Source organism: Streptomyces sp. NPDC051740, from assembly GCF_044453165.1.
GTDB classification, from domain to species: Bacteria; Actinomycetota; Actinomycetes; order Streptomycetales; family Streptomycetaceae; genus Streptomyces; species Streptomyces atrovirens.
Map to the genome: position 1 here is coordinate 277,693 of NZ_JBITCL010000009.1, position 18,471 is coordinate 296,163.

General features: G+C 72.3%; 18 protein-coding genes and 1 pseudogene. 6 read left to right on the forward strand and 13 right to left on the reverse strand.

The window, feature by feature from the left end; genetic code table 11:
- Positions 1-12: 12 nt before the first annotated feature.
- The 6 genes from ACIA6T_RS18100 to ACIA6T_RS18125 all read right to left on the reverse strand — a co-directional run bounded on the left by ACIA6T_RS18100 (position 13) and on the right by ACIA6T_RS18125 (position 5,636).
- Positions 13-591 carry a sugar kinase gene (locus ACIA6T_RS18100; RefSeq protein ID WP_399447447.1) on the reverse strand — a complete coding sequence of 193 codons (579 nt, stop codon included), beginning with the start codon at positions 589-591 and terminating at the stop codon, positions 13-15.
- Positions 588-1,736 (reverse strand): ROK family glucokinase, encoded by a 1,149-nt coding sequence (locus ACIA6T_RS18105; RefSeq protein WP_399447448.1) that lies wholly within the window; start codon positions 1,734-1,736, stop codon positions 588-590. The genes ACIA6T_RS18100 and ACIA6T_RS18105 overlap by 4 nt, the downstream gene beginning before the upstream one ends.
- Before the next feature lie 122 nt (positions 1,737-1,858).
- Positions 1,859-2,668 carry an ATP-binding cassette domain-containing protein gene (locus ACIA6T_RS18110; protein WP_399447449.1) on the reverse strand — a complete coding sequence of 270 codons (810 nt, stop codon included), beginning with the start codon at positions 2,666-2,668 and terminating at the stop codon, positions 1,859-1,861.
- Positions 2,665-3,732, reverse strand: a complete 1,068-nt coding sequence (locus tag ACIA6T_RS18115) for an ABC transporter permease (protein WP_399447450.1) — start codon at positions 3,730-3,732, stop codon at positions 2,665-2,667. The genes ACIA6T_RS18110 and ACIA6T_RS18115 overlap by 4 nt, the downstream gene beginning before the upstream one ends.
- Positions 3,729-4,733 carry a sugar ABC transporter substrate-binding protein gene (locus ACIA6T_RS18120; RefSeq protein WP_399447451.1) on the reverse strand — a complete coding sequence of 335 codons (1,005 nt, stop codon included), beginning with the start codon at positions 4,731-4,733 and terminating at the stop codon, positions 3,729-3,731. The genes ACIA6T_RS18115 and ACIA6T_RS18120 overlap by 4 nt, the downstream gene beginning before the upstream one ends.
- Positions 4,734-4,904: 171 nt before the next feature.
- Positions 4,905-5,636 (reverse strand): GntR family transcriptional regulator, encoded by a 732-nt coding sequence (locus ACIA6T_RS18125; RefSeq protein WP_399447489.1) that lies wholly within the window; start codon positions 5,634-5,636, stop codon positions 4,905-4,907.
- 134 nt (positions 5,637-5,770) lie between these two features.
- On the opposite strand from ACIA6T_RS18125, the gene ACIA6T_RS18130 reads away from it, so the two are divergent.
- Entirely contained in the window at positions 5,771-6,796 is a 1,026-nt protein-coding gene (locus ACIA6T_RS18130; protein WP_399447452.1) for a Gfo/Idh/MocA family oxidoreductase, read from the forward strand.
- 2 nt (positions 6,797-6,798) lie between these two features.
- On the opposite strand, the pseudogene ACIA6T_RS18135 reads toward ACIA6T_RS18130, so the two are convergent.
- Together ACIA6T_RS18135 and ACIA6T_RS18140 are read right to left on the reverse strand one after the other, a co-directional pair.
- A pseudogene (locus ACIA6T_RS18135) lies at positions 6,799-7,471 on the reverse strand (response regulator).
- 58 nt (positions 7,472-7,529) lie between these two features.
- Positions 7,530-8,780 (reverse strand): histidine kinase, encoded by a 1,251-nt coding sequence (locus tag ACIA6T_RS18140; RefSeq protein WP_399447453.1) that lies wholly within the window; start codon positions 8,778-8,780, stop codon positions 7,530-7,532.
- Positions 8,781-8,959: 179 nt separating this feature from the next.
- Here ACIA6T_RS18140 and ACIA6T_RS18145 point away from each other — a divergent pair, with 179 nt between their 5' ends.
- Complete coding sequence (locus ACIA6T_RS18145; RefSeq protein ID WP_399447454.1) at positions 8,960-9,160, forward strand: hypothetical protein; 201 nt, start codon at positions 8,960-8,962, stop codon at positions 9,158-9,160.
- A gap of 41 nt (positions 9,161-9,201) precedes the next feature.
- On the opposite strand, the gene ACIA6T_RS18150 is transcribed toward ACIA6T_RS18145, so the two are convergent.
- Positions 9,202-9,828: a dihydrofolate reductase family protein gene (locus tag ACIA6T_RS18150; RefSeq protein ID WP_399447455.1), complete on the reverse strand. Its 627-nt coding sequence runs from the start codon at positions 9,826-9,828 to the stop codon at positions 9,202-9,204.
- Positions 9,829-9,973: 145 nt separating this feature from the next.
- Here ACIA6T_RS18150 and ACIA6T_RS18155 point away from each other — a divergent pair, with 145 nt between their 5' ends.
- A complete protein-coding gene (locus ACIA6T_RS18155) occupies positions 9,974-10,726 on the forward strand; it encodes an SDR family oxidoreductase (protein ID WP_399447456.1) in 753 nt (250 codons plus the stop codon).
- Between the two features lie 241 nt (positions 10,727-10,967).
- On the opposite strand, the gene alc is transcribed toward ACIA6T_RS18155, so the two are convergent.
- Together alc and allB are read right to left on the reverse strand one after the other, a co-directional pair.
- The gene (gene alc / locus ACIA6T_RS18160) at positions 10,968-12,047 is read right to left on the reverse strand and encodes an allantoicase (protein WP_399447457.1); all 1,080 of its coding nucleotides are present in this window, start codon (positions 12,045-12,047) and stop codon (positions 10,968-10,970) included.
- Positions 12,048-12,066: 19 nt separating this feature from the next.
- A complete protein-coding gene (gene allB, locus ACIA6T_RS18165) occupies positions 12,067-13,413 on the reverse strand; it encodes an allantoinase AllB (protein WP_399447458.1) in 1,347 nt (448 codons plus the stop codon).
- A gap of 243 nt (positions 13,414-13,656) precedes the next feature.
- Between allB and ACIA6T_RS18170 the strand changes: the two genes are divergently transcribed.
- A complete protein-coding gene (locus ACIA6T_RS18170; protein ID WP_399447459.1) occupies positions 13,657-14,463 on the forward strand; it encodes an IclR family transcriptional regulator in 807 nt (268 codons plus the stop codon).
- Positions 14,464-14,556: 93 nt separating this feature from the next.
- Here ACIA6T_RS18170 and ACIA6T_RS18175 read toward each other — a convergent pair whose 3' ends face one another.
- Positions 14,557-14,871, reverse strand: a complete 315-nt coding sequence (locus ACIA6T_RS18175; RefSeq protein ID WP_399447460.1) for a DUF5955 family protein — start codon at positions 14,869-14,871, stop codon at positions 14,557-14,559.
- 201 nt (positions 14,872-15,072) lie between these two features.
- Here ACIA6T_RS18175 and ACIA6T_RS18180 point away from each other — a divergent pair, with 201 nt between their 5' ends.
- Both ACIA6T_RS18180 and aceB read left to right on the forward strand, forming a co-directional pair.
- Entirely contained in the window at positions 15,073-15,690 is a 618-nt protein-coding gene (locus tag ACIA6T_RS18180) for an NTP transferase domain-containing protein (RefSeq protein WP_399447461.1), read from the forward strand.
- Between the two features lie 206 nt (positions 15,691-15,896).
- Positions 15,897-17,522, forward strand: coding sequence for a malate synthase A (gene aceB, locus ACIA6T_RS18185; protein ID WP_399447462.1), 1,626 nt, complete (start codon positions 15,897-15,899; stop codon positions 17,520-17,522).
- 3 nt (positions 17,523-17,525) lie between these two features.
- Here the strand turns inward: aceB and ACIA6T_RS18190 are convergent, their stop codons facing one another.
- Positions 17,526-18,452 (reverse strand): HipA family kinase, encoded by a 927-nt coding sequence (locus tag ACIA6T_RS18190; RefSeq protein ID WP_399447463.1) that lies wholly within the window; start codon positions 18,450-18,452, stop codon positions 17,526-17,528.
- Between the last annotated feature and the right edge of the window lie 19 nt (positions 18,453-18,471).

An 18,471-nucleotide genomic window follows, 5' to 3' on the forward strand; every position in this document is an offset into this window, starting at 1 on the left:
GGGCGGGCGGGATCAGGGCACGGTGCGGGAGACGACGTACACCCTCGGGTAGCCCGGCTTGTCGTGGTTGACGACGACGTCGTGGGTGGGCGCCGGGTCCTTCTGCTCGTGGACGAGGCCGGACCAGGTGCCGGGTCCGTCGAACGTCCAGCCGGTGACCTCCCGGTCGCGCTCACTGATGGTGATGTCGTCCTGCTCCAGGCCGCTCTCCCGCACACCCATGCTGGTGAGGAAGGCGCTCAGGCCCGCGTCGGTGGTCTCGAACTCGACGTAGAGGCGGCTGGTCTTCCAGTTGTTGGTCTCGTAGGAGGCCACCCACCAGGCGGGGTGCGGGACGGGCACCTGGTAGAGGCGGCGCTGCACCTTCGACGGCCAGCCCTCGGTGAGGCCGGTCGCGGAGTACTTCGCCTCCTTGTCCTTGCCGCTGGCCCGGCTCTGGTTCGCGGAGATCACCAGATACCCGGCCGGGACGCCGATGAGCAGCACGATGATCAGCAGGGTGAGCGCCCTGCGGCGGATCATGTGCCGCCGGTCCTCGGCCGGGCGGGGCGCGCCCGGGAGAACCGGCGGCTGGGGGAACTCGTCGCTCACAACGACTCCTGGGTGGTACGGCGGGCCTCCGCGTACCGCTCGTAGCGTTCGTACCGCTCGACCCGGCGGCGCTTGGCGCGGCGGAAGCGGCGGGCGACCAGCCGGGCGAGGTCGGCGGCGCCGACCATGCCGGCCTCGGGGCCGAGCTGGGCGCGGACGATACGGGCCTCGGGGCGGTAGCCGCGGCCGGTGAGGTGCCGCTTGAAGGCGTCCCGCGCGGGGCCGATCAGCAGGTCGTCGGCGGCGGAGACGCCACCGCCGATGACGAAGCAGGAGGGATCGAGGGCGGCGGCGAGGTTGGCGATGCCGACGCCGAGCCACTGTCCGATGTCCTGGAGCAGCTCGATGCACATGGCGTCGCCCTCGCGGGCCAGCTCGGTGATCATCGGGCCGCTGATGTCGGCGATGTTGCCCTTGACGTGCTCGATGATCCCGTAGGCGACCGGTGAGTCGGCGGCGGCCAGCTCGCGGGCCTCGCGCACCAGTGCGTTGCCGGAGCTGTACTGCTCCCAGCAGCCGCGGTTGCCGCAGGGGCAGCGGTGGCCGCCGGGGACGACCTGCATGTGGCCGAACTCGCCGGCCACCCCGTACTTGCCGCGCTTGACCTGACCGTCCTCCAGGATCGCGCCGCCGATGCCGGTGCCGAGCGTGATCATGACGAGGTGGTCCTCGCCGCGGCCGGCGCCGAAGCGCCACTCGGCCCAGGCGGCGGTGTTGGCGTCGTTGTCCACCAGGACGGGGACGGCGAGGCGTTCGGCGATCCGGTCGCGCAGCGGTTCGTTGCGCCAGGACAGGTGGGGGGCGAACAGCACGCGGTTGCGGTCGGCGTCGACCCAGCCGGCCGCGCCGATGCCGACCGCGTGCACGTCGTGCCGGTCGGACAGGTCCAGCACCAGTTCGACGATGGTGTCCTCGACGACCTTGGGGCTCTTGGACTTGTCCGGGGTCTCCGTGCGCAGCCGTTCCAGGATGTTGCCGTCGGCGTCGACGACGCCCGCCATCACCTTGGTGCCGCCGATGTCGATGCCGACCGTCGGAACACGGGGCGCCGTCAGGTGGGAGCGGCGCTCACGGGTGCCGACGGTTCTCAGGACCGGGGCGCGGCGGGAGCCGATGGGGGCGGTGAAGTCGCGGTAGGTGCTCATCGTGTGCGATTGTGCCGCACGGCTCCGCCGGGTGCCGAATGGATCCCGGGTGCGTGGTGTGGATCATTGTCGGGTGCGGGTTGCGTCGTGGTTACTCGCGCCCACGCGGCGGAGCCGCAAATCTATACAGCCCCGCGCCCCTGAGTCGGCTGCAGTTCATGGCGTAGATCGTCCAGCTCGGTTCCGCCGGCCATCTGCCGGGTCAGCTCGTCCAGGGTGATCTCGTCCCGCGTGTGGTTGCCGGCCATCGTGCCGCGCTTCAGCAGGACGAACCGGTCCCCCACCAGGTACGCGTGGTGCGGGTTGTGGGTGATGAAGACGACGCCCAGGCCCTCGTCGCGTGCCGCCGACACGTACTTCAGGACCACGCCCGACTGTTTCACGCCCAGGGCCGCCGTCGGTTCGTCCAGGACGAGGACCTTCGCTCCGAAGTGCACCGCGCGGGCGATGGCCACGCACTGGCGTTCGCCGCCGGAGAGGGTGCCGATGGGCTGGTCGACGTCGCGGAGGTCGATGCCCATGCGGAGGAGTTCCGCGCGGGTGGTGCGGCGCATGTGGTCGACGTCCATGCGCTTGAAGGGGCCGATGCCCTTGCGCGGCTCGGAGCCGAGGAAGAAGTTCCGCCAGACCGGCATCAGCGGGACGACGGCCAGGTCCTGGTGGACGGTGGCGATGCCCCGGTCCAGGGCCTCGCGCGGGGAGGCGAGGCGGGTCTCCTCGCCGTCGAGGACGAGGGTGCCGCCGTCGTGCCGGTGCAGTCCCGCGATGATCTTGATCAGGGTGGACTTGCCGGCGCCGTTGTCGCCCAGCACACAGGTGATCTCACCCGCGTGCACCTCCAGCGAGACGCCTTCGAGGGCGCGGACGTTGCCGTAGTGCTTGCTGACGCCGGACAGCTCCACGAGGGCCGTACGGGGGTCGGTCCGTGTCATTTCGAGGCCTCCGCGCGGCGGCGTACCCAGGTGTTGAGCAGGGTGGCGAGGAGCAGCATCGCTCCGAGGAAGAACTTGAACCAGTCGGGGTTCCACTCGGCGAAGACGATGCCCTTGCTGGTCATGCCGAAGAGCAGCGCGCCGACCGCCGAGCCGACGGCGCTGCCGTGGCCGCCGGTGATCAGACAGCCGCCGATGACGGCCGCGATGATGTAGATCAGCTCGTTGCCGACGCCCTCGCCGGACTGGACGACGTCGTAGGAGAAGAGCAGGTGCTGGCCGCAGATCCAGGCGCCGAAGGCGACGCCCATGTAGAGGGCGGTCTTGGTCCGGGCCACGGGGACGCCCACCGCGCGGGCGGCGTTCTCGTTGCCGCCGACCGCGAAGATCCAGTTGCCGGCGCGGGTGCGCAGCAGGATCCAGCTGCCGAGGGCGACCAGGGCGAGCCACCACAGGACGGTGACCTTGATGTGCGTGCCGCCGACGGTGAGGGTCGACGCGAACAGGGCCCGCGCGGTGGTGAAGCCCTCCATGTCGGCGATGGTCTTGGTGGAGACGGTGCCGCTGATCAGCTTGGTGAAGCCGAGGTTCATGCCGGTCAGCATCAGGAAGGTGCCGAGCGTGACGATGAAGCTCGGCAGCCTCGTGCGGGCCAGCATGATCCCGTTGAAGGCGCCGACGGCGAGCGTGACCAGCAGGGACACGCCGACGCCGACCCAGACGTTGGCGGTCATCCGATAGCTGAACATCGACGACACCAGTGCCGACGACGTGACCAGGACCCCGGCCGACAGGTCGAACTCGCCGCCGATCATCAGCAGCGCCACCGGGACGGCCATGATGCCGATGGTGGAGGACGCGTAGAGCACGGTGCCGAGGCTGGAGGCGCGCAGGAAGCCGTCGGCGGCGAGGGCGAAGCAGCAGAAGACGGCGATCGCGCCGACGAGGGAGCCGAGCTCGGGTCTGGTCAGCAGCCGCTGGAGCGGCGAAGAGCTGCGCAGAAACCTTTCATCAGAGACATCGGAAGAGACATCGGGGGATACGCCGGGAGTCGTCGCGCTCATCGGGTGCCCCGCTGCGTGTAGTCCTCGAGCGCGGCGGCGTCGTCCTCGGTGATGATCTGCGGTCCGGTGAGCACGGGCCGGCCGCCGCCGAGGACGTCGGCGTTGTACCGGTACAGCCACAGCAGGTCGACCGCCTCGTAGCCCTGGAGGTAGGGCTGCTGGTCGACGGCGAAGCCGAGGCTGCCGTCCTTCAGGCCGGCGGCGACCTTGGCGTTGAGGTCGAAGGTGTCGATCTCGGCGTCGCTGCCCGCGCCCTCGCGGGCCTTCACGGCGGTGTCGGCGTAGGGGGCGCCGAGGGTGACGACGGCGTCCACGCCCGCGTCGGACTGGAGCCGGGCCTCGATCGCCGACTGCACGTCGGGCATGCTCGTGCCGTTGACGTGGAGGCGGACCAGCGTGCCGTCGAAGGTCTTCTCCACACCGTCGCAGCGCTGCTCGTGACCGACGTTGCCCTGCTCGTGCAGGACGCAGAGGGCGTTCTCGCGGCCCCGCTCGTTCAGCTCCTCGCCGACCGCCTCGCCGGCGATCGTCTCGTCCTGGCCGATGTGGGTGAGCGCGCCGAACTCCTTGGACTCGGCCGAGCCGCTGTTCACGGTGACAACCGGGATGCCGGCCGCGCGGGCGCGGGCGAGGGACGCCTTCATCGCGTCCGGCTTGGCGAGGGTGACGATGATGCCGTCCACCTTCTTGTCGACGGCCGCGTCCACCAGCTGCGCCTGCTGCTGGGCCTCGTCGTCGTGCGAGTAGAGGAAGTGGATGTTGTCCTTCACCGCGGCCTGTTCGGCGCCGCTGCGGACGATGTCCCAGAAGGTGTCGCCGTCTCCCGCGTGGGTGACCATCGCGAAGGTCCAGCGGGGGGTGTCCACCGCCGCCTGCCCCTGGGCCGCCGCGGCCGCGCGGGCGTCCTCCGCCCGTTTGCCGCCGGTACTGCTGCATCCGGCGAGCGAGAGACTCAGCGCCCCCGCCAGCGCGATGCCCACCCAGGTCGAAAACCGTGACACGAGGACTTGCCCTTCTTGCTGTGCTCTTGCGTATGCAAGGGGCCGATGACCGCACCGGCCCCAAACGCCCCATTCTCGAACACGGGCATCGGGCGTCCCCGCGCGGGGAGCGGAACTCGGTCACATTGTCCTGACATCAAGACGGCACAGTGCGTACGTCGCGGCGGATTGTCAGGACCGCACAAGCAGTTGGAATTCGAACGAGTAGCGGGAGGGCCGGTAGGTGTGGGTGCCGAACTCCACCGCGCGGCCGGTGTCGTCGAAGGTCACGCGCTCCATGGTGAGCAGCGGGGCGCCGGTCTCCTCGCCGAGCCGCTCGGCCTCGCCGGCGGTGGCGGCGCGGGCGCCGATGGTCTGGCGGGCGCTGTGCAGGGTGATCCCGGCGGCCCGCATCAGCCGGTACAGGCCGGTGGCCTCCAGCCGGCCGGTGTCCAGGTCGAGCAGGCCGGGCGGCAGGTAGTTGCACAGGTACGCCATCGGCTCCCCGTGGGTGAGCCGCAGCCGTTCGATTCGGTGGACCTCGCCGTCCTCGGCCACCCCGAGCGCGGCCGCGACCTCGGCGGACGCCGCCACGACGGTGTTGACCAGCACTTTCGTGGCGGGACGCTGACCGGCCGCCTCCAGGTCGTCGTAGAGGCTGCTGAGCTCCAGCGGACGCTTGACCTTGCTGTGCACCACCTGGGTGCCGACCCCGCGGCGGCGCACCAGCAGGCCCTTGTCGACGAGGGCCTGGATGGCCTGGCGGACGGTCGGCCGGGACAGGCCGAGCCGCGCGGCGAGCTCGATCTCGTTGCCCAGCAGGGTGCCGGGGGTCAGCACGCCGTGCTCGATGGCGGACTCCAGCTGCTGGGACAGCTGGAAGTACAACGGCACGGGGGAGCCGCGGTCCACGCTCAGCTCCATCTGTACGGTCGGGTCCACTTCTGGTTTCGGCACGGGCCGAGCGTAGCCCCGCGCGCTGTTGACGGGAAGTCGTGTAGTTCGGTTGTCCGGACATACGCATTGACAGGGAGCGGCGCGGGCCCCACTTTGTTTCCATGCGCATCGGGGTCATCGGTACGGGCCGTCTCGGCACCATTCACGCCCACACACTCAGCAGGCACCGCGACGTCGGCTCCCTGATCCTCACGGACGTCGATCCGGCGCGGGCGCAGGCCCTCGCCCACCGGCTCGGCGAGACGGCGGCACCCGGGGTGGACGAGATCTACACCTGGGGAGTGGACGCCGTGGTGATCACCGCGGCCACGTCCGCCCACGCCGATCTGATCGGCCGGGCGGCCCGCGCGGGGCTGCCGGTGTTCTGCGAGAAGCCCATCTCCCTGGACCTGGCGGGCACGTTACAGGCGATCACGGAGGTCGAGACGGCCGGGACCGTCCTGCAGATGGGGTTCCAGCGCCGTTTCGACGTCGGGTACACGGGCGCGCGGGAGGCGGTGCGCTCGGGCAGGCTCGGCCGGCTGCACACCGTACGGGCGATGGCCGGCGACGCGGAGCCGCCGCCGGCCGGGTATCTGCCGCAGTCCGGCGGGCTGTACCGGGACGCCCTGATCCACGACTTCGACATGCTGCGCTGGGTGACCGGCCGGGAGGTCACGGAGGTCTACGCGGCCGGGTCCGACGCCGGACCCGCGATGTTCCGCGAGGCGGGTGACGTGGACACCGGCGCGGCGCTCCTCACCCTCGACGACGGCACGCTCGCCACGGTCACCGCGACCCGGCTGAACGGCGCCGGCTACGACGTACGCATGGAGCTCGCCGGGGAGCGGGACCAGATCGCCGTCGGCCTGGACGACCGTACGCCGATCGCGTCCACCGAGCCGACCGGGCCGCCGGCCGCGGACAAGCCGTGGACGGGGTTCCTGGAGCGGTTCGGACCCGCGTACGAGGCCGAGCTGGTCGCGTTCGTCGAGGTGGTGCGGGGCGAGCGGGCCAACCCGTGCGACGGGCGGGAGGCCCTCCAGGCGCTGCTGATCGCGGAGGCGTGCGAGCTGTCCCGGCGGGAGCGCAGACCGGTCCGGCCGACGGAGCTGGTGAGCGGGGCGACGGCGGCGGCGTACAGCTGAGATCAGCGGTCCCCCGGCTCCTCCAGGAGGCCGGCGTCGTGGGCCAGCAGGGCGATCTGCACGCGGTTGTTGAGGCCGAGCTTGGCCAGGATCCGGGAGACGTGGGTCTTGACGGTGGCCACGCTCAGGTAGAGCTCGGTGGCGATGTCGGCGTTGGCCAGGCCCCGGCCCACCGCGACGGCGACCTCGCGTTCCCGGTCGTTGAGGTCCGCGACGCGCGCACGCGCGCGTGCGCCGCGTGTCGGCGGCGGTACCGGCCGCGTGTGCCATCAACTGCCGGGTGACGGTCGGCGACAGCACCGGGTCGCCGGCCGCGACCCGGCGCACCGCGGCGACGATCTCGGCGGGCGGGGTGTCCTTGAGGACGAACCCGGCGGCGCCCGCGCGGAGCGCGCGCAGCACCTGCTCGTCGGCGTGGAAGGTGGTGAGCACCACGACCTGCGGGGCGTCCTCGCGCCGGCGCAGCGACTCGGTGGCGGTGAGACCGTCCACCGTCGGCATCCGGATGTCCATGAGGACGACGTGCGGCCGGGTGCGGTCGACGAGCGCCTCGACCTCGCCGCCGTCGGCGGCCTCACCGACGATCTCGATGTCGTCCGCGCCGCCCATCATGAAGGACAGCCCGGCCCGCACCAGCGGGTCGTCGTCGACGAGGAGCACTCTGATCGCAGTCATGGCCCGTAGGTAATCACGGCCGGGCGGGGCGGGGACACACGCGCCGGCCGGTCCCGGTTCAGCCCCACGGCAGCCTGGCCCGTACCTCGAACCCGCCGTCGGGGGCGGGCCCGTGCTCCAGGGCGCCGCCCGCCAGGGTCGCCCGTTCGGTGAGACCGATCAGGCCCTGCCCGGCGCCGGGCACATGCGGTACGTCCCCCTGCGGCGCGGGGTTGCGCACGGTCACGGCGAGGCCCTCCCCCGGGCCGCCGGTGACCGACACGGTGACCTCCGTGCCGGGGGCGTGCTTGCGGGCGTTGGTCAGGCCCTCCTGGGCGATGCGGTAGGCGGTGCGGCCGACGGAGGCGGGGACGGCGGCCGGGTCGGTGACCCGCTGGTCCAGGGTGATCTCCATGCCGGCCTGCCGGGACTCGGCGACCAGGGGGTCGAGCGCCGCGAGCGTCGGCTGCGGCCGGCCCGCGTCGTCGGCGTCACCGGCCCGCAGCACACCGATGATCTCCCGCAGGTCCTGCAGCGCCTCGTGCGCGCTCTCCCGGATGACGCCGGCCGCCCGCGCGACCTCCGCGCGGGGGGCGTCGGGCCGGAACTCCAGGGCGCCCGCGTGCACGCTCAGCAGCGTCAGCCGGTGCGCGAGCACGTCGTGCATCTCCCGCGCGATGGCCTCCCGCGCGAGCCGCTGCGCCTGCTCGGCCCGTAGCCGCGCCTCGGTCTCGGCCCGCCGCGCGCGGTCCCGCAGGCTCAGCATGAGCTGCCGTTTGGACCGTACGAACATGCCCCAGCCGACGGTCGCGGCCGTCAGCACGACGAAGAGGACGAGCACGGCGGGATACGGCAGGTCGGGGTCGGGACGCCACCAGAAGTACAGCGGGACGAGCGCCGTTTGGACGCCGCCCACCCAGGCCACGTACCGGAAGGGCCGGTGCACGGCGAGCGTGAACAGGGAGATGATCGCCACGCCGCCGGAGGTCTCCGAGACGAAGCTGACCGGGATCATCACGACGGCCAGGGCGAGCGGCCGGCGCCGGCGCAGCCAGACCGCGGCGCACGACAGCGCGCCGAGCACCTGGTCGGCGACGGCCAGCGCGTGCGGGATGTCGTGGCTGTCGCGGAGCGTGTCGGCGCCCGCCAGGCCCACGAGCACGGCCAGCAGGAAGCAGGCGAAGTCGACGGCCCAGTCGCGCGCGGTGCGCCGGGGCCGTCGCCCGGAGCGGGCCGCGTCGGGGTCGAGTTCGTGGATGAGGGCGGACGGGAAGAACCATCGGCGCCCCGTGAACACCGGGGCGGTCTGCGCCGCCTTGTCACCAGTCACGGTCGCCAAATCTACGCAGGGGGCGGCCCCGGTACGGCCTCGTCGGCGGGATCGGCTACCGAAGTCGCGGCACCGCAGACTTTCGGCGCTCCGGCCGGCGCGGAGTGCCCTCTTCGGTCGGGCAGGGCCCGTCTCGCGGCCGATGCGGGGGTGGGGCCCGCGGGGCGAGAGTCGGTGGCATGAAGCAGTTGCTGGAGGTTCTGGGTTTCCTCGCCTTGGTACAGGGGGTGGCGGGTCTGGTGAGCGAGCTCGCCGGCTGGGACTGGGGGCTCGTCCACCGGTTCTCGTTCCTCGACGGTTACGAACTCTTCGCGAGCATCGCCCTGCTGGTGCTGAGCGGCGCCCTGTTCGCCGCCGCGGAGAGCCGCAGGCCCGGCTGACACCGCCGTCCGGGCGGCGGCGTCCACCGGTGCGGCCGGTGTCAGGCGTTCTCCGGGAGCTCGTACGAGCCGTACTCGGGGCGGCCGGAGAAGTCGTAGGTCTGGATGGACACGCCCGCGGCGGTGATCTCTCCGCCGGTGTGCCGGAAGGCGCTCGGCATCGAGCCCTCCGGGAACAGGCGGCGCCCGGCTCCGAGGACGACCGGGAAGGTCAGCAGGTGCAGGGTGTCCACGAGGTCGAGCGCGAACAGGGACCGGGCGAGGGCGCCGCTGCCGTGGAGCTGGAGCTCGCCGTCGGTGCGCTCCTTGAGGGTGGTGACCTCCTTGGCGAGGTCGCCGGCGATCACGGTGGTGCCGGCCCACTCCGGATCGGTGAGTGTGGTGGAGGCGACGTACTTCGGCAGCTTGTTCAGTTTGCCGGCGACCGGGTCGGCGGGGTCGGTCATCTTCGGCCAGTACGAGGCGAAGATGTCGTACGTACGACGGCCGAGGAGGAAGGCGCCCACGCGGGAGAAGACGCCGTTGACGAACCGGCCGAAGTCCTCGTCGCCGTAGGGGACGCTCCAGCCTCCCTGTTCGAAGCCGTCCCTGGTGTCCTCCTGGGGGCCGCCGGGGGCCTGGTAGACGCCGTCGAGGGTGACGAAGGTGGTGACTACGAGCTTGCCCATGACGGGTTCCTGCCTTCCGGTGCGGGGTGTGGGGCCTGCCGTCATCAGTGCAGACCCCGGTGGGGCCCGCAACTCATCGGTGGGACGTCAGGTCGGTGTCCGTTCGCCGCCAGCGCGCCGGGGGCGCGGGCGCTGAGATGGACGCATGACAACTCACACCATGGAAAAGACCCTGCTCGGCAAGGCGGCCCTGGTCACCGGGGGCAGCCGCGGGATCGGCGCGGCGACGGCGCTGCGGCTGGCGCGGGAGGGCGCGGACGTCGCGGTGACGTACGTGAACGGCAAGGAGGCGGCCGAGGAGGTCGTGCGGGCCGCGGAGGCGCTGGGGCGCCGCGCGGTGGCCCTGCGGGCGGACGCCGGGGACCCGGAGGAGGCGGCCGGAGCGGTGAACGCCGCCGCGCGGGAACTGGGGCGGCTCGACGTCCTGGTGAACAACGCGGGCGTCGGTGTGCTCGGGCCGGTGGAGACGCTGTCCCTCGCGGACGTCGACCGGGTGCTCGCGGTGAACGTGCGCGGGGTCTTCCTCGCCTCCCGCGCGGCGGTCGCCCTCATGCCGCGCGGGGGGCGGATCATCACCGTCGGTACGTGCATGACGCAGCGGGTGCCAGGGCCGGGCGGGACGCTCTACACGATGAGCAAGTCGGCGTTGGTGGGGCTGACGAAGGCCCTGGCGCGGGAGCTGGGCGGGCAGGGGATCACGGCGAACATCGTTCATCCGGGGCCGATCGACACGGATATGAACCCGGCGGGCGGGCCTTATGCGGACGGGCAGGTGGCGATGACCGCGGTGGGGCGGTTCGGGAGGGCGGAGGAGGTCGCGGAGACGATCGCTCATCTGGCGGGGGCGGCGTATGTCACCGGGGCGGAGTTCTCGGTGGACGGGGGGCATGCGGCGTGATGTCTGCCCGGGCGTGGCGGCTGGGTTGACGGTCGCCACGCCCCGGGTTGCCCTGCCGGCGGTTGCCGGGTGCTGTGCGTGAGGGTTGCCCTGCCGGCGGTTGCCGGGTGCCGCTGCGCCCACCCGTGCCGCCCCAGCGGCACGACTGCCCGCAGCTACGGCGGCATGACTGCCCGCGGCCGCGGCAGCCCGGCTGCCCGCGGCTGCGGCTGCGGCTGCGGCTGCGGCTGCGGCTGCAGGGCTAGCCGCTCTGTTCGGTCAGGGAGCCGAAGAGGCGGAGGCGGGAGATGCCGCCGTCGGGGTGGATGTCCACGCGGGCGTGGGTGGCGGTCGCCGGGGCGGGGAGGACGAAGCGGTGGTCGGTGTCGGGCTGGAGGCGGGTGCGGGGGAGGATCTCCCGCCAGTCGGCGTCGTCGCCGTCCTTCACCGAGACCGACGCCCAGCCGGCGCTGTTGCCCTTCAGGTACGCCGTGTCGATCTCCAGGGCGCGGATCCGCGACCGGGCGACCAGGCGGTAGCGGATCCAGTCGTGGCCCCGGTCGCGGCGGCGGCGGGTCTCCCAGCCGTCGTCCATCTTCCGGGAGCGGCCGGGCCGGATGGTGTTGGCGGCCGGTGAGTAGAAGCGGTCCGAGGCGTCCTCGACCCGGCCGCCGTTCTCCAGCGCGACGACGTCGAAGGTGCCGAGTGCCGCCAGCCACGCCGGATCGGGCACGACCTCGCCGTACACGCGCAGCCGGGCGATGCCCCCGTCGGGGTGCTGCTTGAGGCGCAGGTGGGTGAAGCGCTGTTCGTCCGTGACGGCGAAGCCGTTGGCCGCGTGGCCGCCGACCGGGGTGCGCGGGACGAGCGTCGTCCACTTCACGTCGTCCGAGAGCAGTTCCTCCGGGGACGGGGAGCCCGCCACCGAGGTGCCCTCGACGGAGACGGCCTGCGGGTGGTTGCCGCGGAAGTGGGCGGTGTCCACGACGATCCCGCGGACGACTCCGGGCGCGCCGAGCCTGATCAGCGCCCAGTCGTGGTCCTCGTCCGTCGGCCAGGGGTGTTCGGCGGAGGTGCCGCGCCGGCGCCGGGTCTCCCAGCCGTCCATGATCTTGCCCTTGTGCCCGAAGTGCTCGGGGTCGAACTCGGCGCGCCCGGGCAGCAGGAGGTTCTCGCGCTGGGCGAAGAACTCGTCGTTGGCGGCGATGACCCCGGCGCCGAGCCGGCGGTCGGCGAGGTCGGCGTGGTGGGTGAAGGGGAAGTCGGCGGTGCGGTAGTCCGCGTACGGGTCACCGCCGCTGTAGGGGTGTGCGTCGCCGGTGAAACTCTCGATCGCCGTCACGGTGATCTGGTCCTGCCTTTCAGTGCTGGTGGGAGCGGGTGAGCAGTCGGCCCTTCGGTTCGGTGAACGCGCCGTCGGCGACGACGCGCCTGCCGCGCAGCCAGGTGGACTTCACGACGCCGTACAGGGTCCTGCCCGCGTACGCCGTCACACGGTTGCGGTGCTGGAGCGCCGCCGGGTCGACGGTGAAGGTCTCGTCGGGGGCGAGGACGGCGAAGTCGGCGTCGCGGCCGGGCGCGATGGCGCCCTTGCGCGCGTCGAGTCCGACGAGCGCCGCCGTGCGCGTCGACATCCAGCGCACCACGTCCTCCAGGCCGTGGCCGCGTCTGCGGGCCTCGGTCCAGACGGCCGGCAGGCTGAGCTGGAGGCCGGAGATGCCGCCCCAGGCGGTCGAGAAGTCGTCCGTCTTGAGGTCGGCGGTGGACGGGGAGTGGTCGGTGACGACGCAGTCGATGGTGCCGTCCGCCAGGGCCTGCCAGAGCAGGTCCTGGTTGGCGGCCTCGCGGATGGGCGGGCAGCACTTGAACTCGCTGGCGCCGTCCGGCACCTCCTCCGCGGTGAGGGTGAGGTAGTGGGGGCAGGTCTCGACGGTGACGCGTACGCCGTCCGCCTTGGCCGCGGCGATCACGGGGAGCGCGTCGCCGGAGGAGAGGTGGAGGACGTGCACACGCGCGCCCAGACGTTTCGCCTGACCGACGAGGTGCGCGATGGCGGTGTCCTCGGCGTCGCGCGGGCGGGAGGCGAGGAAGTCGGCGTACTTCGGGCCGCCGTGCTGCGGGGCGGCGGCGAGGTGGTGCGGGTCCTCGGCGTGCACGATCAGCAGGCCGTCGAAGGCGGCGATCTCCGCCAGGGACCGGGCCAGTCGCTCCTGGTCGAGGTGCGGGAACTCGTCGACGCCCGACGGTGACAGGAACGCCTTGAAGCCGAAGACGCCGGCCTCGTGCAGCGGGCGCAGGTCCTTGACGTTGTCCGGCAGGGCGCCGCCCCAGAAGCCGACGTCGATGTGGGCCTTGTCGGCGGCGACCCGCCGTTTGGTGCGCAGGTGGTCGACGGTGGTGGTGGGCGGGAGGGAGTTGAGCGGCATGTCGATCAGCGTGGTGATGCCGCCGGCCGCCGCCGCGCGGGTGGCGGTCCAGAAGCCCTCCCACTCGGTGCGGCCGGGGTCGTTGACGTGCACGTGGGTGTCGACCAGGCCGGGCAGCAGGACGTCGTCGCCGAGGTCCTCCAGGCGGGCGCCTTCCGGGACGGGTGCGTCGTACGGCAGGACGGCCGTGATCGTGCCGCCGGCGACCGTGACGGACGCGGCGCGCGTTCCCTCGGGAGTGATGACGCGCGTGGAGCGCAGCACCTGTTCGGCGTCGGACACCCGGATCCTCCTGACCTTCCGCCGGGATGGAATTCAACGTTCTGTTGAAGGAGTGTTCACCCGCGCTTCCGGCCCGTCAAGGGCCCGCTTCCCGTACGACCCCGGCCGGCGGGCACCTCTGGACGATTCCACAAAGTGAAATTAGACTTTCACCAGACAGAACGTGGCTACGCGCAAGCGGGCGATCGACCGGCTGCCGGGTAGGCTTCTGCCCTTCCTGCCAGGCCTCGAAAGGAACGCGCCGTGCCGACGTCCAGCGCCAGCACCAACGACTCCGCCCGGTCCGCCGCCAGTGGCGGCGTGCAGTCCCTCGAGCGCGCCTTCGATCTGCTCGAACGGATGGCGGACGCGGGCGGCGAGGTCGGCCTGAGCGAGCTGTCCGCGAGCAGCGGACTGCCCCTGCCGACCATCCACCGCCTGATGCGCACGCTCGTCGCCTGCGGCTACGTACGCCAGCAGCCCAACCGCCGTTACGCGCTGGGCCCGCGGCTGATCCGGCTCGGCGAGTCCGCCTCCCGGCTGCTGGGCACCTGGGCGCGGCCGTATCTGGCCCGCCTGGTGGAGGAGACCGGCGAGACGGCGAACATGGCGCTGCTCGACGGGGACGAGATCGTGTACGTGGCGCAGGTGCCGTCGAAGCACTCCATGCGGATGTTCACCGAGGTCGGCCGGCGCGTCCTGCCGCACTCCACGGGCGTGGGCAAGGCCCTGCTGGCCGGTTTCCCGCCGGAGGAGGTACGGGCCCTGCTCGGCCGTACGGGCATGCCCGCCGCGACGGACAAGACCATCACCACACCCGACGGCTTCCTCGCCGCCCTGGAGGACGTGCGCCGCCTGGGCTACGCGATGGACGACAACGAGCAGGAGATCGGCGTCCGTTGCCTCGCCGTGCCGGTGCCGGACTCCCCCACGGCGGCGGCGATCTCCATCTCGGGCCCGGCGGGGCGGGTCACGGAGTCGGCGACGGAGAAGATCGTGCCGGTGCTCCGGCAGGTCGCGGCGGAACTCTCCGAGGCGCTCGCCACGCCGGGCACCGGCCCCACGAGCTGATCAGGACACACGTCAGCCGCGTAGCGAGAGGACGCGCGTTCAGCCGCGTAGCGAGAGGACGCGCGTTCAGCCGCGTAGTGACAGGACGCGCGTTCAGCCGCGTGGTGACGGGCCGAACAGGTCCACCGCCTCGCGCAGTTCCCGCACACCCTGCCCCAGCGCGCTCACCGAGCCGATCGCGCCCGCGATCAGCAGCAGGGAGCGGCGCAACCGGGGGACCTCGGGGTCGCCGGCGGCGGTCGTCCCGGCCAGCGCGGCGAGTTCCTCCTCCGCGATGCTCCGGTCCCGGAAGTCCCCGGGATGGGCGGCCAGTTGACGGCGTAACCGGGACACGGCGGAGCGCAGCTCCGCCACTCGTGGGTCCACCTGACTGCCGGGCACACGCCTCTGCTCCACGCTGCGCAACACAGTCCTCCCCCTGACACGTCGTCGTGCGCCTCCCCTGCCGGCCGCGGCGCCCCGCCGACCGGTCGCGCCAGTAAACGCCACCCCGGGCCCCTCGCGCCAGTCCGCTGCGTCATCGACTTGCTCCGCAGCGTGACGGGACGACCCCGGGCGTCCACCCCGCGCCGTCCCGATACCCCACGACGGGTGCGGTATGCAGGACGCATGACGACACATCACAGGGGTGGGGACACCACCACGGAGGTCGTGGGACTGCTGCTGGCCGCGGGCGGCGGGCGGCGGCTCGGCGGGCGGCCCAAGGCACTGCTCACACACCGGGGCCGGCCGCTGGTGGAACACGCGGTGGGGGTCCTCCGCGCGGGCGGCTGCGCGCGGGTGCACGTGGTGCTCGGCGCGCGGGCGGACGAGGTACGCGCCCGCGCCTGTCTGCCGGACTGCGTCCTCGTCGACAATCCCGCGTGGGAACGGGGCATGGGCACCTCCCTGCGGGCCGGCCTCGACTCCCTGGCCGGCACGGGCGCGCGGGCCGCACTGGTCTCGCTGGTCGACCAGCCCGGGATCGGCCCGGAGGCGGTCGCCCGGGTGCTCGGCGCCCACGACTCCCCCGAGTCGCTCGTCTCGGCCGCCTACGACGGCGTGCGCGGCCACCCGGTGCTGTTCGGCGCCGCGCACTGGGCCGGGATCGCCGCGACCGCGACCGGCGACCGAGGGGCACGCGCCTATCTGGAGGAGCACGCGGAACGGCTCGTGCTCGTCGAGTGCGGCGACGTGGCCGAGGCGTACGACATCGACACCGAGGCGGATCTGGCGCACCTTGAATGAGTCGAGGTGGCGGTGAGCGAGGGGGTGGCACCGAGCGCCACCTTGCCTCGTCCCGGAGAGTCTCGACATCAACAAAACATTGAACTTCCACGATAAGGAAACTACTATCCACTGTTCAGAAGCGCCCGGCCTCCCTACGGGCGTCCCCCGTCGTACCCGGGTCGACCGGCACCCGGTGCCATGCACGCCGAAGGAAGTGACAGCTGATGTCCGCACCAGCGCCGTCCCCGCTGGCCATCGTCGACGCCGAGCCCCTGCCCCGGCAGGAGGAGGTCCTCACCGAGGCGGCGCTCGCCTTCGTGGCCGAGCTGCACCGGCGGTTCACGCCCCGGCGTGACGAGCTGCTCGCCCGCCGCGCGGAGCGCCGCGCCGAGATCGCCCGCACCTCCACGCTCGGCTTCCTCCCGGAGACGGCCGCGATCCGCGCGGACGACTCCTGGCGGGTGGCCCCGGCCCCCGAGGCCCTGAACGACCGGCGGGTCGAGATCACCGGTCCCACCGACCGCAGGATGACCATCAACGCCCTCAACTCGGGCGCCAGGGTCTGGCTCGCGGACTTCGAGGACGCCTCCGCGCCCACCTGGGAGAACGTGGTCCTCGGCCAGCTCAGCCTGATCGACGCCTACACCCGGAACATCGACTTCACCGACCCGGTGTCCGGCAAGTCGTACGCCCTGCGCCCAAACGCGGAGCTGGCGACGGTCGTCATGCGCCCGCGCGGGTGGCACCTGAACGAGCGCCACCTCACCGACCCGGACGGCACCCCGGTGCCCGGCGCGCTGGTCGACTTCGGCCTGTACTTCTTCCACAACGCCAAGCGGCTGACCGAGCTCGGCAAGGGCCCGTACTTCTACCTCCCCAAGACGGAGTCCCACCTGGAGGCCCGGCTGTGGAACGAGGTGTTCGTCCTCGCGCAGGAGTACACGGGCGTGCCACAGGGAACGGTCCGCGCCACCGTCCTGATCGAGACGATCACGGCCGCGTACGAGATGGAGGAGATCCTCTACGAACTGCGCGACCACGCCTCGGGCCTGAACGCCGGCCGCTGGGACTATCTCTTCTCCATCGTCAAGAACTTCCGTGACGGCGGGGCGAGGTTCGTCCTCCCGGACCGCAACGCGGTGACGATGACGGCCCCGTTCATGCGCGCGTACACCGAACTCCTCGTCCGCACCTGCCACAAGCGCGGCGCGCACGCGATCGGCGGCATGGCGGCGTTCATCCCGTCCCGCCGGGACGCGGAGGTCAACAAGGTGGCGTTCGAGAAGGTGCGCGCCGACAAGGACCGTGAGGCGAACGACGGTTTCGACGGCTCCTGGGTCGCCCACCCCGACCTGGTCCCGATCGCCATGGAGTCCTTCGACCGGGTGCTCGGCGACCGGCCGAACCAGAAGGACCGCCTGCGTGAGGACGTCGTCGTCAGGGCGGAGGACCTCATCGCCATCGACTCGCTCGACGCCAGGCCGACGTACGCGGGTCTGGTCAACGCCGTTCAGGTGGGCATCCGTTACATCGAGGCGTGGCTGAACGGGGTCGGCGCGGTCGCCATCTTCAACCTGATGGAGGACGCCGCCACCGCCGAGATCTCCCGCTCCCAGATCTGGCAGTGGATCAACGCGGAGGTGGTCCTCGACAACGGCGAGCGGGTCACCGCGGAGCTGGCCCGCAAGGTCGCCGCCGAGGAGCTGGCGGGCATCCGCGCGGAGGTCGGCGAGGAGGCGTTCGCGGCCGGCAACTGGCAGCAGGCGCACGACCTGCTGCTGAAGGTCTCCCTCGACGAGGACTACGCCGACTTCCTCACCCTGCCGGCGTACGAGCGGCTCAAGGGCTGAGTCCTAGCTGTCCGAGCGGCCCAGGTGCACCGACCAGTCCTGGGCCGCCGCCGGTTTGCCGTGCAGGTCGGGGACCCGCTTCAGCCAGTCCGGCCGGCCCCGCCGCGTCCTCGCCGCCCGCCGGGCGTTCTCCTCGGCGAGCTCGTCCTGGCTGGGGAAGTCGGTGGGCAGCCAGGCGCGGGAGGACCGCACGCGCGCGTGGAGGTACGTCACGTACGCCTCGCGGACCTCGTCGGGCGTGGCGAAGCGGGGGTCACCGGCCAGCCAGGCGTCGGGGACCTCGGCGGTGATGGACCGCAGCAGCTCCTCGGTCACCTTCGGCGCGAGTTCGGCGTCGGCCGCCGGTACGTCGGGGCCGTAGTGGCCGAGGGCGTGATGGCGGAAGTCGTACGCCTTGGCCGGGTCGGAGCCCTCCCAGCGGTGGTGGAAGACGAGCGCGGCCCCGTGGTCGATGAGCCACAGCCGCGGGGGCGCGACCCCGAGCGTCGGCCACACCACCAGGTTGGAGCTGTGGACGGTGCGGTCCACGTTCACGGTGAGGGCGTCGAGCCAGACGATCCGCCCGGCCTCCAGCGGATCGACGGGGAAGACCTCGGCGACCTCGGGGGTGAAGTCCCGCGCGCCCGACAGGTAGTCCATGCCGAGATTGACCCCGGCGCTGGCGGCGTGCAGCTCCCGCACCTCCTGGTGCGGCTCGCTGTCCGCCACCGCCGGATCGAAGTGCGCCAGCACCAGTTCCGGGAACCGCAGCCCGAGGGCCCGCGCCAGCTCCCCCACGATCACCTCGGCGACCAGCGCCTTGCGCCCCTGCGCGGACCCGGTGAACTTGACGACGTACGTCCCGAGGTCGTCGGCCTCGAAGACACCGGGGACGGACCCGCCCGACCTCAGCGGGGTCACATAGCGAACAGCCTTCACATCGCGCAGCACACCGGCCAGCGTACGGCAG

Excerpts from the sequence above, each read along its gene's own strand:
- ACIA6T_RS18105 (WP_399447448.1), bottom strand. The coding sequence starts at position 1,736 with ATGAGCACCTACCGCGACTTCACCGCCCCCATCGGCTCCCGCCGCGCC.
- ACIA6T_RS18110 (WP_399447449.1), bottom strand. The coding sequence starts at position 2,668 with ATGACACGGACCGACCCCCGTACGGCCCTCGTGGAGCTGTCCGGCGTC.
- ACIA6T_RS18115 (WP_399447450.1), bottom strand. The coding sequence starts at position 3,732 with ATGAGCGCGACGACTCCCGGCGTATCCCCCGATGTCTCTTCCGATGTC.
- ACIA6T_RS18125 (WP_399447489.1), bottom strand. The coding sequence starts at position 5,636 with ATGGAGCTGAGCGTGGACCGCGGCTCCCCCGTGCCGTTGTACTTCCAG.
- ACIA6T_RS18130 (WP_399447452.1), top strand. The coding sequence starts at position 5,771 with ATGCGCATCGGGGTCATCGGTACGGGCCGTCTCGGCACCATTCACGCC.
- ACIA6T_RS18145 (WP_399447454.1), top strand. The coding sequence starts at position 8,960 with ATGAAGCAGTTGCTGGAGGTTCTGGGTTTCCTCGCCTTGGTACAGGGG.
- ACIA6T_RS18150 (WP_399447455.1), bottom strand. The coding sequence starts at position 9,828 with ATGGGCAAGCTCGTAGTCACCACCTTCGTCACCCTCGACGGCGTCTAC.
- ACIA6T_RS18155 (WP_399447456.1), top strand. The coding sequence starts at position 9,974 with ATGACAACTCACACCATGGAAAAGACCCTGCTCGGCAAGGCGGCCCTG.
- ACIA6T_RS18180 (WP_399447461.1), top strand. The coding sequence starts at position 15,073 with ATGACGACACATCACAGGGGTGGGGACACCACCACGGAGGTCGTGGGA.
- aceB (WP_399447462.1), top strand. The coding sequence starts at position 15,897 with ATGTCCGCACCAGCGCCGTCCCCGCTGGCCATCGTCGACGCCGAGCCC.